Here is a 13,045-nt window from a genome sequence, read left to right as displayed (position 1 = left end):
CGCTCCGCGCACCGAGCAGGATCGGGGCCATGGACGACACGACGGAGCAGGAGCTCACCGGCGGCAACGTGAACGACGTCGTGCGGCGCGGGGACACCGTGCGGCGCTCGGCGGGTCCGTGGACCCCGACCGTCCAGGCGCTGCTGGCGTGGGTGCGTGCGCAGGGCGTCTCGTTCGTGCCCGCCCCGCTCGGGCTCGACGAGCAGGGCCGCGAGGTGCTCGGCTGGATCCCCGGCGAGACGGGCGGCTGGCCGGTCCCGGACTGGGTGTGGACGGCCGCGGCGCGCGAGCAGGCCGCCCGGATGCTGCGCACGGTGCACGACGCCTCGGTCGGCTTCGCTCCCCCGGGTGCCGTCTGGCGCTCGCCGGTGCGCGAGCCCACGGAGGTGGTGTGCCTCAACGACGTCGCGCCGTACAACATGGTGCACGACGGCGAGCGGGTCGTCGGGTTCATCGACGTCGACATGGCAGCGCCCGGGCCGCGCGCGTGGGACCTCGCCTACCTGGCCTACCGGATGTGCGGGTGGTGCGAGGACATGCCCGCTCCCGCGGACGCCCGGCCCGAAGAACGGCTGGCGCACCTGCTGGAGGCCTACGGGCCGGACGCGGCGCCGGGAGCTGCCGACGTGCTCCGCACGATGCGCGAGCGCCTGCTCGACCTCGCGGACTGGACCGAGGAGCGTGCCCGGACGACGGGCCGCGACGACCTGCGGGAGCACGCCGCGCTCTACCGGCGGGACGTCGAGCGCCTGCCGCAGGGGTGAGGGGGTGGTTGCCGGTGCCGCACCAGCAGGGGGCAGAGATGCGGCACCGGCTGCCCCTCACGCTAGATGCGAACTGGACAAGCGTCCAGTATCAGGAGCGGGTGAAGTTGACGAAGGTCCCTTCCGCTGACAGCGCTTTCCGCTGAAGATGTGGCCCATGGGGCTGAACTGGGGGAACACCGGACCGGACGTGTACGAGGCGCACGCGCCCGAGGGCGTCTACCGCATCGTCGCGCGCGGCACGGAGTGGTGCCTCGAGAAGCCGTTCCCGACGCCGGGCCGCATCGGCGGCTTCCCGTCGACCGCCGAGGCCATGGCCTGGGGCGACGACCTCCACCTCGCCGCGAGCGGCCCGCGCGTCCGGACGCCGCAGCCCGCGTGGCCCACCGTGGACGAGTTCGCGCGCGTCGTCGACGTCCAGCCGACGGTGCTGCGCTCGTGGATCGCGGTGCACGCCGGCGGCTCGACGAGCCCTCGGCGCCGCATCGACCCGGCGACCCAGCAGCGCATCCGCACGTTCTACCAGCTCGACGCGACGCCCTGACGCCGCGGCCCCACCGCCCCGTACCCCCCGCGTGACCGCGCGCGGTGACCTGCCCCCAGCCTCTCAGCCACCCAGCAGCAGGGACACCCCGATCGTCGCCATGACGAGGGCGATCACGCCGTCGAGCACGCGCCACGCCCCGGGCCGGGCGAAGACCGGCGCGAGCAGCCGCGCCCCGAAGCCGAGCGCCGTGAACCAGACGACGCTCGCCACCATCGCCCCGGTGCCGAACAGCCACCGCGCGGTGTCGGCGCCCCCGGCCCCCGCCCCGCCTGCGTGGGCGGCGGCGTAGCCCGCGGCGAGGGACCCGAGCAGCAGGACCGTGTCGAGGTACACGTGCGGGTTGAGCCAGGTGAGGGCGAGCGACGTGCCCACGGCCGACCGCGCCGACGTCGCCCCCGCGTCCGACGCGGGGTCGAGCCCTCCGGGGCGCAGCGCCCGCCGGGCGGCGAGCGCCGCGAGCGTCAGGAGGAACGCGGCGCCACCCCAGCGCACGACGGTGAGGAGCACGGGCGCACCCGTCACGAGCGCGCCGAGACCGGCCGTCCCGGCCGCGATGAGCACGAGGTCCGAGAGCGCGCACACGAGGACGACGGGCAGCACGTGCTCGCGCCGCAGCCCCTGGCGCAGCACGAACGCGTTCTGCGCGCCGATCGCGACGATGAGGGACAGCCCGGCGGCGAGGCCGGCGGCGAGGGGGGCGAGGAAGGACAGCACCCCCCGACGGTAGGGACGCGGCTCGATGAAGTACAGCGACAGATTCTGCAGAACCATAAGATGCGCTCATGGTTGACTTTCTGCCCGACCAGCTCCGCGCGCTCGAGGCGATCGCCGCGACCGGCACGTTCGACGCCGCGGCGCGCCGGCTCGGCGTCACGCCGTCGGCGGTGAGCCAGCGCATGCGTGCGCTGGAGTCCGCCGTCGGGCAGGTGCTGGTGCGGCGGGGCAAGCCCGCGGAGCTGACCCCGCCCGGGCGGGTGCTCGTGCGGCACGCACGCCACCTCGCGCTCCAGCAGGCGGACGTGCTCGCCGAGCTGGGCATCGGGCGGGACGGGCAGGACGCGGGCGACCCGGCCGCGCTGCCCGAGATCACGCTCGTCGTCTCCGGGGACGCCCTGACGACGTGGGCGCTGCCCGCGCTCGCCGAGGCGGCGCGGTGGGCGCGGCTGGAGGTGCTCCGCGAGGACGAGGAGCACTCGATCGGGCTCCTGCGCGACGGGACGGCGGTCGCCGCGGTGACGTCGGTCGCGGACGCGGTGCCGGGCTGCCGGTCGACCCTCCTGGGCCGGATGCGGTACCGGCCGTGCGCGAGCCCGGCGTTCGTCGAGCGCTGGTTCCCCGACGGCCCGACGGCCGCCGCGCTCTCCCGGGCGCCCGTCCTCGCGTTCGACCGCAAGGACGACCTCCAGGAGCGCTACCTGCGGCTGCGGGCGGAGGAGGCGGGCACCGCGCTCGACCCGCCGCGCCACTACGTCCCCGCGTCGCACGAGTTCCGCCGGGCCGTCGAGCTCGGCATGGCGTGGGCGATGCTGCCCGACCTGCAGAGCGCCCGGGCCGAGCGGGCCGGGCGCCTCGTCGGCTTCGACGACGAGCGGGCGGTGGAGGTGCCGCAGCACTGGCAGCAGTGGCGGCTGCACTCCGCCTCGCTCGACCGGCTCGCGACGGCGGTCGCACGCGCGGCGCGCGACGCGCTGGGATAGCACGTCGCGCGCCGCGGGCGTCGGTCAGACGGCCAGCGCACCGGCCGGTTCGTCGGGCGGGGGCACCTCGTCGGGGCCGACGATCTCGACGAGGTCGAGGGCGTGGCTGAACTCCAGGATCTCGAGCACCTGGGGCGGGACGCCGAGGAGTCGCGGTCGCGACTCCTCGGTCACCTTCATGAGGAGCAGGTGCAGCCCCGACGAGTCCATGAACGTCACGGCCGAGAGGTCGACCGTCTTGGGGCGGCCGTCGATCGTGGCGGCGAGCCGTGCCTTGACGGCGTGGGTGACCGCGAAGTCGATCTGGCCCCACATCACCCAGCGACGGCCACCGTCCTCGACGCGGACTCCCCCGGTGCCAGTGCTCCCCACGACGCTCCCGTCCCCGACGTCACCGACGGTGCGCCGTGCGCACGGTCAGCCCCGGTTGTTCCGGGTGACCGCACCGTACACGCCGAGGGTGATGAGCGAACCCAGGATGGCGAGGAGCCAGGTGCGGAAGTCGCCCAGGTCGCCCAGCGAGGTCCCGAAGAACACCGAGCCGAGCCACCCACCGAGCAGAGCGCCCAGGATGCCCAGCAGGATGGTGATGATCACCGAACCGGTCTGCTTGCCCGGCAGGACGGCACGGGCGATGAGACCGGCCACGAGGCCGAGGACGATGTACGCGATCCAACCCATGAGTACTCCTCCGATACGTCGGTTTCCCTGCGGACGTGAACACTCCCAGGCTCCGGCACTCCTCGCACGCGCTGGCGCCGTCTCACCCGCACCCCGTTGCGGACGTCACACCGCCCGACGCGCGGGCGTGGCCCTCGCTGCCCCGGTCAGGGGGCGCGCGGGGCGGCAGGCCGAGGGGCGCGTCGAGGCGACGACGGGGTCGGGGCCCGGGACGCCGCCAGGACCGTGCGCTCGACGTCCCGCACCACGGACTCCGCGGTCGCGTCGTCGAGGCGCGCCGCGTCCGCCGTGAGCACGACGTCGACGCCGCCGTCCGGCGCGTCCACGAGGTGCAGCGTGAGCGTGACGCCGCCCTGCTCGTCGGACGCGTCGGCGCGCGCCAGCCGCCGCGACCGCGTGGGTCGTGCGCGCAGCGTCCTGTCGGGCCCGGTGCCGCGCCGGTCGTTGTACCAGCAGGTCCCGTCGTGCGCGGTCGTCGGGTCGGCGGCGGCGTCCCGCCGGAGCAGGTCCTTGTCGTAGTACGCCGAGCGGTACGCCGTCATTGCGGCCCGCCAGACGCGCGGCCCGACCTCCTCGAACGGGGCGTCGAGGCCGTCGACGTGGAGCAGCCCCTCCATCGCCGTCGTCACGACGGCGTCCGCGAGCGCCGGCCGGAACCGGTTGCTCACCATGACCTGGAGCGCGAGGTCGTCCCGGCCCGCGGCGGCGGCCAGCGCCCGGCACGACGCCGCGAGCAGGACCCCGGACGTGCTCGTGCGCCACCGAGCGGCCACGCGTTCCGCCGCGGGCCCGAGGCGGAGCGAGCGCAGGACGGTCTGCCGGTACCGCGGCCGCGCGGTGGCCACCGCCTCGCCCGCGCCCCCGGCCTCCTCGCCTACGCCTCCTGTGCCCTTGCGGACGGTGCTGCCGCGGTCGGCGTCCCCGCCGTCCGGGCCCTCGGCGTCGGCGCTCCTTCGCGGGAAGACGACGACCGGCGCCGCCCGCATCGTGCGCAGGGTGCGGGCTCGGGCGGCGGCGTCGTGCCGGCGGCCGTCGTGCGACGTCTGCCAGGCCGCCTCGTCGAGCGGCGTCCACGCGGCCCGCTCCGGCGGGGCGCTCCCCGCGGCGAGGGCCGTGAGGTCGGCGTCGAGGACGGGCAGGCCCCAGCCGTCGAGGGCCGTGTGCGCGACGACGAGCACCGTGTGGTGCACCGCGCCGTCGACGGTCACGAGACCGGCGCGCACGGGCAGGTCCGTCGCGTAGTCGAACCTGCGGCCCCAGAGCTCGTGACGCATGCGCGCGCCGCGCACGGCGACGGCGGCGAGGTCGTCGACGCGCTCCTCGACCACCTCGACCGTCCCGACGCCGCAGAGCTCCTGGGCGAAGCCGTCGCCCCGCGCGTGGATCCGCGTCCGCAGGGAGTCGTGGCGCTCGACGAGCGCGCGCACCACCTCCACCGCCGCGGCGGTGGGCAGCGGTCGGTCGAGCGGACCGCCCCACACGAGGTTGAACTGGTGGTCCTGCGGCGCGAGCGCCGCGAGGGCCCGCCGGATGGCGGTCTGCCCCCACGTGGCGGGCCCCTCGCCCGCGCTCCCGCGGACCTCGACCCGGTGCACGACCCTCATCGGGCCCCCTCCCCTGCGGCGACCGGTCGTGGCGCGCGGACCGGGCGGTCGCGCTGCTCCCCCGGCCACACCCGGACGCGGCACACGTGCGGGCGCGCGCCCGGCGTCGCGCACGCGGCGACGGCTCCGTCCGGGGCCGGCACGTCGGACACCCACCACTCCTGCCCGCGCCACGCGCCGTCGTCGGCCCGCACGACCCCGGGAGTGGTGACGTCGAGGCCGAGCAGGTCGAGCAGGCGCCCGCCGACCGCCTTGGCGCACGCCTCCAGGCGCGCGAGGCGACGCCAGTCGTCGGCGGCTCCCACGGTCCCTGCCGCGGGGGCGAGGTAGCGCGCCGCGACGCGGGCGACGTCCACGCGGGGGTCGCGCACCTGCACGTCGACGCCCACGTCGTCGGCGGCGAGCGCGACGAGCGCGTGCCCCCCGCTCCGGCTGAGGTTCCACCGCTGCCCGACGACGGGCCCCGGCTTCCCGTGCGGCCCCACCTCCCACCCGACGTCCGTGGGCGCCAGGCCCGCGCGCCGCGCGAGGATGACGCGGGCGGCGACGTGGGCGTGCACGTACCGGGAGGCGTCGGCGGCGACCGCGAACCGCCGGGACCGCGCCCGTTCCGCCGCGCCCAGCAGGGTGTCGCCGCCGAGCACGGGGACCGTCGTGTCGACGTACCAGGCCTCGACGTCGAGGACTCCGCTCATGCCACGACCTCCAGGCTCGCGACGCGCAGGGGACGGTCGGCCCGCACGAGGACCTCCAGCCCGCCGCGCGGGGGTCGTGCCGCCACCGGCCGCAGGTCCGGCACGCGGTGGTGCGCCCCCGGCACGGGCTCGGGCCCGACGGCGAGCACGGCCGCCGTCGCCCCGCGCCCCGCCGCGACGCCCGCCGCCGAGTCCTCGAGCACGAGGCACCGCCGCGGGTCGACGCCGAGCAGCCGGGCCCCGGCGCGGAAGCCCTCGGGGTCGGGCTTCCCGCGCGTCACGTCCTCCGAGCACACGAGGCGCCCCGGCACCGGCAGCCCCGCCGCGGTGAGGCGCGCGAGAGCGACCTCGCGCGCCGCCGACGTCACGACGGTCCACGTGCGCGGGTCCAGCCCGGCGAGCAGCTCGGCCGCGCCCGGCACGGCGACGACGCCCTCGGTGTCGTCGCACGAGAGGCGGTGCAGCCACGCGACCTCGCGCGCGACGTCGGCACCCGGCGCGACGAGGCGGACGACCTCGACGTCGCGCCGCCCGTGCGACGCGGCGACGACGGCCGCGCCGTCGAGCCCGAGGCGGGCGGCCCACGCGAGCGTGTGGCGCTCGATCGCGGCGGACGAGTCGACGAGCGTGCCGTCGAGGTCGAGCAGCAGCGCGTCGCCGCGCCACCGCCACACCCCCGCCGGGCCGCCGCTCACAGCAGCCCCGCCGCGCGCGCGGACCGCGCCGCGGCGTACCGGTCGGCGTACTCCTGCGCCGCACCCGTCGCGTGCTGGAGGCCGAGCGGCGCGCGGCTCGGGCGGCCGAGCGGCTCGCCCACCGCGCGGGCCACGACGGGCAGGCCGGGCGCCTCGTCCGCGAGCGCCACGGGGAGGTCGGCGGCGTCGAGCCGCTCCCCGCCCGCGGCCGACGCCCGGCGTGCCGCCCACAGCCCGCGCGAGACGTGCCGTCCGCCCGGCACGAGGCCGAGGAACCCGCGCACCTCCAGCCGCTCGCACGCGAGGACCTCCACCGTCGCGCGGGCGTCCGGGGTCCGTCCGTCGCCGTGCACGGGGTCGGGGCCGCCAGGCGCCGGGCGAGGGCAGCCCGTCCCGTCGACCGCAGGGGACGCGGTGTCGTCCGACCCGACGGCGGTCGCCGCTACGCCGTGCTCGTCCACGACGTCCTGTTCGTCCGCCACGAGGTGCTTGGCCGCGCCGTCGAGGTCGCCGTGCGCGGCGAGGTCGGCGACGGCGTCCGCGGCCTGCGCGCCGCACGACGCGCAGTCGTGCACGACGACCCGCACCGGCACCGCCGGACCGGCCGCGCGGCAGACGACGGCCGCGTCCCGCTCGGCCAGGAGCCGCACCGCGTCGAGCGCGGCCGGGTCGAGCCGTTCGTCGCGAGCGGCCAGGTCGGAACTGTCGTCGCGAGCGGCCGGATCGAGCCGGTCGTCGCCAGCGGTCGGGCCGCGACGGTCGTCGCGTGCGGCCGGGTCGGGCCGGTCTCCGCGCGCGCCGAGGCCGGGCCGGGCGGGCCCCGCAGGAGACGCGCCGTCCGCCGTGGCGTCCCGCGCCGTGACCGCCCAGGCTGTGCCCGCGGCGAGCGCGTCGAGACCGAACGCGACGAGCTCGTCGACGCGACCCTCCGGGCGGTCGGCGGGGAGCAGCCCCGAGAGCACCCACGTCCGCACCGCGGCCGCCCGGTGCGCCGTCGCCCCGGGGCCGGCAGGCGGTGGCCAGGCGGTCCGCGCGACGTCGGACCCGAGCAGCCAGCACGCCGCGCCGAGCTCGACGAGCGCGGCGGGCGCGACGCCCCCCAGTCGCGGGCAGACCCCCGCGGCGAGCGCCGCGACGTCGTGCGCGACGACCGCCGGGTCGACGCCGAGCCACCCCGCCCAGGCGTCCCAGGCCCACCCGAACGGGTGCTCGAGCGGCTCGCCCGCGGCGGGTCGCAGGACGCGCAGCGTGCAGCGCGACCGTTCGAGCGTGACGGCGACCGGCCGCAGGGTCGCCGGGACGCGCGCCGGCGTGCGCTTCGGTCCGGGCCGGTCCCACGCATCCGGGTCGACGACGTCGTCCGCCGGGACGGTGGCGTGCCGGGCGCCGTGCGCGTCGTTGCCCGCGAGGCTGGGACCGTCGCCGTGCTCGAGCAGGTGCGGGAGCGTCGCGACGACCGGGTACCGCTCGCGCGCGCAGAACGTCACGACGGCCTCGTCGTCGTCGCGCGCGTCGTCGGGCAGCGTCGCGAGGTGCGCGGCGAGCCGTCGGGCGCCGTCGGCGGGGAGCACGAGGCCGAGCGTCGGCACCCACTCGTCGTGGCCGAGCGGCGCCCAGGCCTGGCCCGCAGCCGCTGCGGCGCGCACGAGGTAGGCGTTGCGTGGGCTGTTCCAGTTCGAGTACAGCGCGACGGCGTGCCGTGGCCGGGCCCGCACCGCGCGCCGGACGAGCTCGGCGAAGCCCGCGACGGGCGTGACGTCGTCCTGCAGCACGAGGTGGTGCGTCGCGCCGGGCGCGACGGCGGCCCAGGCGCGCTTCGCGGTGCGCAGCGGGCTGGGCGGACCGTCCGGGTCGGGGTCCTCCACGACGCGGACGTCCAGCGGCGCGCACGCGCGCACGAGGGCGGACACGTCGCCCCGCGCCGGGTGGTGCATGACGACGACGCTCAGCACCGGGTCGCGGACCTCGCCCCGCCCGGCCACCCGCCCCGGCCCGGGCTCCCCGGCGCGCACGACCACCGGTCCGGCCGTCACGACGCGACCTGCCGCGCCCGGCCGCCGCCCGCGCGTCGTCGCACGAGACGCACCGCGACGGGGAGCAGGACGGCCAGCCCGACGACGTTCGCCACCGCGATCGCCGCGTACAGCGCGGTCGGCCCGCCGCCCGCCCGGGCGAGCGCCCCGCCGACCCCGAGCGACACCGCGTGGTACAGCACGTTGAGCGTCACCGCCACGCGCCCGTACCCGAGCTGCTCCAGCAGCGTCACGAGGTACAGCACGAGGCCGACCCCCGCGTACGACGGCCCGACGACCCGCAGGTACAGCGCCGCCTGCGCGGCGACCTCCGGGTCGGCGGAGAGCTGCCCCGCGAGCAAGGGCGCCGCCGCGAGGACGAGGGCGCCCACGACGACGTACGTCCCCGCGACCACGACCGTCCCGGCGCGGAACGTGCGCGGGAGGAGGCCGAGCGCACCTGCGCCCCACTGCTGGTTCATGACGATGCTCACCGCGGCCGCGAGGCCGATGGCCGGCACGACGACGAGCGTCTGGACCGTCGCGGCGCCGCCGAACCCGGCGACGACGTCGGTCCCCGACGGCCCGAGCACCCACACCATGACGAGGTTCGTCACGGTGAGCAGGAGGTAGGACAGACCGACCGGCAGGCCGACGCCGAGGAGGAGCGCGCGCACGTCGACGCCCCGGCCGTCCGCCGCGCCCGGTCGCGCGGCGCCGCGCATCCGTCGTCCCGGGGGCGGGAGGAGGCGTGCGCGCACGAGAAGGGCCCACGCGACGCCTGCGCCGACGAGCGTCGACCCGGCGATCGCGACCGGGACGGCGAGGACACCGAACCCGCCGACCAGCCCGACGAGCCACACGACGAGCACCTGGAGCCCCGCGACGAGCAGCGCCACGGTCGCCGACGCACCCGTGCGACCCCAGCCGCGCAGCGCGGCGGCCGCCACCGCCGTCGGCACGGACAGGACGCTCGCGAGCACCGTCCAGCGCGCGAACGCCACGAACTCCGCGACGAGCGGGCCCGGCACGGACAGCCCGGTCGCGAGCGCCGGGGCGGCGAGGACGACGAGGAGCGCCACGGCGCCGAGCACCGCACCGCCCGCGGCGACGAACCGCCCCAGGAGCGCCGTCGTCGCGGACGCCGGCACGTCGTCCCGGCCGCGCGCGCCGCGCAGGCGCGCGAACCCGACCTGCGTCGAGACGTCGAGACCCTCCTGGACGGCGAGGACGAGGAACGTCACGGGGATGAACAGCGAGCGCACGTACAGGGCTTCGTCACCCATGTGCCCGAGGAGCGCCGCGACGACGAGCTGCGCGAGCGCCCCGACGACGAGCGCGGCGCAGATCGGGCCCGCGAGCCGCAGGACGCGTCGGCGCAGCTCCGCGACCGACGGCGCCGACGCGCCCCGCAGCCCCGACCCGCCCGGCGGCGCGGCGTCAGGATCGGGCCCGGGGACGGGCAGGGCCGGTGCCGTTCCCGCCTCCCTAGACGAGCTCGACATGCCGTGCCCTGCCCTGCAGCCAGCCCTGGGCGAGCGTGAGCCGCTGGACGGTCCGCGTGCCCTCCATCATCTCCAGGCCGGGCACGTCGCGGACCAGCTTGTCGAGGTACGGGTGCTCCCACCGCGCGCCAGGGCCGAGCAGCGCGGGCACCGCGCGCGTGACCTCCTCCGCGAGGTCCAGCGCCGTGGCCTTCGCCGCCGCGGGCAGCGTCCCGTCCGCCGGGTCGGCGTCGGCGCCGCGCGCCGCCTGGAGCACGAGGGCCCGGGCCGCGTGGAGACGGTCGTCGAAGGTCTCGAGCAGCCGGCGATCGTCGGCCCGGAACGACGACCGCTCGGCCCGCACGTAGTCGAGAGCCGCCTGCGTGACACCCACGGCGAGCGCCGCGACGACGGGCCGCAGCCGGTTGAACGTGCGGACCGCCCCGAGGAGGCCACGGCGCGACGGCGAGAGGTGCCGGCCCAGGGTGTCGTCCGGGCGGAGCGGCACGTCGCGCAGCCGGACCTCGCCGAGCTGCACGGCCCGCATGCCCGTCGTCACGAGGGGCGCGGCGTCGAAGCCCGGGCGCGCGGTGTCGACGAGGTAGACCCCGACCCCGAGCGGGCCGGGGCGGTGCCGCGCGAACACGACGCCGAGGCTCGCCCGGGCGACGTTGCCGACGTACTTCTTGTGGCCGCGCAGGACGCCTCCCGCGACCACCGCGGTCTCGAGCGCGGCGGCGTCCGAGCCGCGGTCGGGCTCGGTGAGCCCGAAGAACGTCCAGGTGCGCGGCTGCGCGACGTGCCGGTAGAAGCGGTCGCGCTGCTCGTCGTCCGCGAGGTCGTCCACGACGACCCCGGACATCGACGGCCCCGGCGCCCCGACGACGACGGACGCGTCGCCCCACGCGAGCGTCTCCGCGACGACGGCGCGCTCGACGCACGTCCGCACGAGCACGGGCACGCCCCGCACGCGCAGCGGGTCGTCGAGATAGCCGGGCGGGAAGCCGCCGAGCTGCCGGTACGGCAGGACGCCGGCGTCGAGGAGCGCGTGCAGCGCGCCGGGGTCGGCGTCGACCGCGAGCGCGCGCTCGCGGAGCGCGACGGCCACGGGGCGCAGGTGGTCCCGCAGCGCCAGAAGGTCGACCGTGGTCATGCGTCCTGCCCTTCCCCGCCGCGGGTCGCCCCGGTCGGCAGCGTCCCGCTCGCATGGCCGAGCAGATCGATCGTGCGGGCCAGCCGGGCCGCGTCGCCGTCGACGAACCCCGAGGCGCCGAACAGGTTGTGGACGGCGCGCGACGTGCGGTCGAGCACCGCGGTGACGCGCGCGAGCGTCGTGGCGGGCACCGGCCCGTCGTCGGCCTGTTCCCCGGGCTCCGCGGTCACGCGCGCCAGCAGCGCCTGCGCCTCCAGGTGCGCGAGCGCCGCGTCCGCGAGGACGAGGCGGACCGACGGCAGGTTCACCGTCGCCGTGCCGCCGATGCTCCGGCCGCGCAGCCGGTCGACCGCACGGTCGGCCAGCCGTTCGCACAGGCCCGTCCGCGCCCACGCGACCCCGACGCGCCACGCGGCGTCCGCGGCGCGGCCGCGCCGGTCGTCCACCGGCCCGGACGCCGCCGCGCGCCAGGCGAGCAGCGGGCCCGCGTCGGACACCACCTCGCCCAGCAGCACCGACCCGGGCGGCGGGGCGACGTCGTCGGGCAGCAGGACGCACTCCCCCGGCAGCACGGCAACCGGCAGCACCGCGGCGAGCGCGACGAGCGCCGCGACCGCGCCCTGCTCGCGCGCGACGTCGCGCACCCCGGGGACCCCGGTCGCCACGACGTCGGCACTCACCGTGCCCGCGTCCCGCGAGACGACCCCCGCGCTCATGCGAGCACCGCCTCGCGGGCGCGGCCGCCGGCCTCCGGGGCCGTCGCGGCCGACCGCGGACCGAGGGCGAGCGAGCAGCGGTAGCCGAGCTCGACGCACCGCTCGTGCAGCACGACGGGCGCGTCCGGGGCGTCGTCGTCCGCGAGCACCTCCCAGACGCCCGTCGCCGCGGCCCCGGGGTCGGCGTGCCGCACGACGGCGCCGTCGAGCAGGGGCACGTCGGCCGGGTCCACGTCGACACCGAGGACGACGCGCCGGACGTCCGGGCCCGCCCCGCGGGGCACATCGGACGAACCCGCCGGCGCGGTGGGGCCCGCGGGGCGCGGACCCCGCGGGGCGCGCGCGACCGACAGGTCCTCGACGGGCCGCCCCGCGCCGTCGCGCGCGACGACGAGCGCCACCACGCGGTCCCGCGCCGGGACGCGCGTCGCGGTGGGCGGGAGCGTGCACTGCTCGAGGACGAGCACGACGGCCGTCCCTGCGCGCCCGGCATCGCCCGGCCCGCCGACCGGCCCGCCTCCCGGTCCGCCGCGCGACCCGACAACGGGCCCGCCGTCGGCGAGCAGCTCGCCCGCGAGGCGCAGCGCGGTGAACGGGCCCGCGAGCCCCTGCTCCGTGACGCAGAAGGTGGACGGGCCGTCGTCGAACAGGTCCGCGACGAACCCGCCGAGGAGCCGTTCGTGCTGGAGGTCGGGCGTCGTGACGACGAGCACGACGAGGCGCACGTCGTCGAGCAGCCCACGCCCGTCGAGCGCCGCGCGCGCCGCGCGGATCATCGTCGGGTAGTCGCGGCCCGGCCCGTCCTCGAGCCAGTCCGTCGGCCGGTCCTCGCCGTAGACGTACCGCAGGTCCTCCGCGACCGACCGCCGCGTCCCGTCCCCGACGGGCACGAGGTCGTCGACCGGCACGTCCACGACGGCCCGCACCCGCAGCGCGTCGTCGCGCGGACCCGACGCCGGCGAGGCTCCGGGCCCCGCACCGCTGCCCCCGAGCGGCA

General features: G+C 78.0%; 14 protein-coding genes. 3 read left to right on the top strand and 11 right to left on the bottom strand.

The window, feature by feature from the left end; all coding sequences use genetic code 11:
* The first annotated feature begins 29 nt into the window (after nt 1-29).
* A complete protein-coding gene (locus tag BJP59_RS17860; protein WP_194521629.1) occupies nt 30-764 on the top strand; it encodes an aminoglycoside phosphotransferase family protein in 735 nt (244 codons plus the stop codon).
* 157 nt (nt 765-921) lie between these two features.
* Nucleotides 922-1,308, top strand: a complete 387-nt coding sequence (locus BJP59_RS17855) for a hypothetical protein (protein WP_021482779.1) — start codon at nt 922-924, stop codon at nt 1,306-1,308.
* A 63-nt stretch (nt 1,309-1,371) separates the two neighbouring features.
* On the opposite strand, the gene BJP59_RS17850 is transcribed toward BJP59_RS17855, so the two are convergent.
* Complete coding sequence (locus BJP59_RS17850) at nt 1,372-2,082, bottom strand: LysE/ArgO family amino acid transporter (protein ID WP_194521628.1); 711 nt, start codon at nt 2,080-2,082, stop codon at nt 1,372-1,374.
* Between the two features lie 11 nt (nt 2,083-2,093).
* On the opposite strand from BJP59_RS17850, the gene BJP59_RS17845 reads away from it, so the two are divergent.
* On the top strand, nt 2,094-3,008 hold the full coding sequence (locus tag BJP59_RS17845; RefSeq protein WP_194521627.1) for a LysR family transcriptional regulator ArgP: 915 nt from the start codon (nt 2,094-2,096) through the stop codon (nt 3,006-3,008).
* A 24-nt stretch (nt 3,009-3,032) separates the two neighbouring features.
* Here the strand turns inward: BJP59_RS17845 and BJP59_RS17840 are convergent, their stop codons facing one another.
* The 10 genes from BJP59_RS17840 to BJP59_RS17795 form a co-directional block, all read right to left on the bottom strand.
* A complete protein-coding gene (locus tag BJP59_RS17840; RefSeq protein WP_143317101.1) occupies nt 3,033-3,380 on the bottom strand; it encodes an STAS domain-containing protein in 348 nt (115 codons plus the stop codon).
* Between the two features lie 45 nt (nt 3,381-3,425).
* Nucleotides 3,426-3,689, bottom strand: coding sequence for a GlsB/YeaQ/YmgE family stress response membrane protein (locus BJP59_RS17835; RefSeq protein WP_009863124.1), 264 nt, complete (start codon nt 3,687-3,689; stop codon nt 3,426-3,428).
* A 146-nt stretch (nt 3,690-3,835) separates the two neighbouring features.
* Entirely contained in the window at nt 3,836-5,293 is a 1,458-nt protein-coding gene (locus BJP59_RS17830; protein ID WP_194521626.1) for a hypothetical protein, read from the bottom strand.
* Nucleotides 5,290-5,988, bottom strand: coding sequence for a 4'-phosphopantetheinyl transferase family protein (locus tag BJP59_RS17825; protein WP_194521625.1), 699 nt, complete (start codon nt 5,986-5,988; stop codon nt 5,290-5,292). Before BJP59_RS17825 ends, BJP59_RS17830 begins: the two co-directional genes overlap by 4 nt.
* A complete protein-coding gene (locus tag BJP59_RS17820; RefSeq protein WP_194521624.1) occupies nt 5,985-6,683 on the bottom strand; it encodes an HAD-IA family hydrolase in 699 nt (232 codons plus the stop codon). Before BJP59_RS17820 ends, BJP59_RS17825 begins: the two co-directional genes overlap by 4 nt.
* Nucleotides 6,680-8,716: a hypothetical protein gene (locus tag BJP59_RS17815; RefSeq protein WP_194521623.1), complete on the bottom strand. Its 2,037-nt coding sequence runs from the start codon at nt 8,714-8,716 to the stop codon at nt 6,680-6,682. Before BJP59_RS17815 ends, BJP59_RS17820 begins: the two co-directional genes overlap by 4 nt.
* Entirely contained in the window at nt 8,713-10,200 is a 1,488-nt protein-coding gene (locus tag BJP59_RS17810; protein WP_194521622.1) for an MATE family efflux transporter, read from the bottom strand. The genes BJP59_RS17815 and BJP59_RS17810 overlap by 4 nt, the downstream gene beginning before the upstream one ends.
* Complete coding sequence (locus BJP59_RS17805) at nt 10,184-11,332, bottom strand: acyl-CoA dehydrogenase family protein (RefSeq protein WP_194521621.1); 1,149 nt, start codon at nt 11,330-11,332, stop codon at nt 10,184-10,186. Before BJP59_RS17805 ends, BJP59_RS17810 begins: the two co-directional genes overlap by 17 nt.
* Nucleotides 11,329-12,048: an acyl-CoA dehydrogenase family protein gene (locus BJP59_RS17800; protein ID WP_194521620.1), complete on the bottom strand. Its 720-nt coding sequence runs from the start codon at nt 12,046-12,048 to the stop codon at nt 11,329-11,331. Before BJP59_RS17800 ends, BJP59_RS17805 begins: the two co-directional genes overlap by 4 nt.
* Nucleotides 12,045-12,974: a hypothetical protein gene (locus BJP59_RS17795; RefSeq protein ID WP_194521619.1), complete on the bottom strand. Its 930-nt coding sequence runs from the start codon at nt 12,972-12,974 to the stop codon at nt 12,045-12,047. Before BJP59_RS17795 ends, BJP59_RS17800 begins: the two co-directional genes overlap by 4 nt.
* Nucleotides 12,975-13,045: the final 71 nt, after the last annotated feature.

This window comes from Cellulosimicrobium sp. JZ28 (assembly GCF_015327065.1).
Lineage (GTDB): Bacteria > Actinomycetota > Actinomycetes > Actinomycetales > Cellulomonadaceae > Cellulosimicrobium > Cellulosimicrobium funkei.
This window is presented reverse-complemented; position numbering and strand designations above follow the sequence as displayed.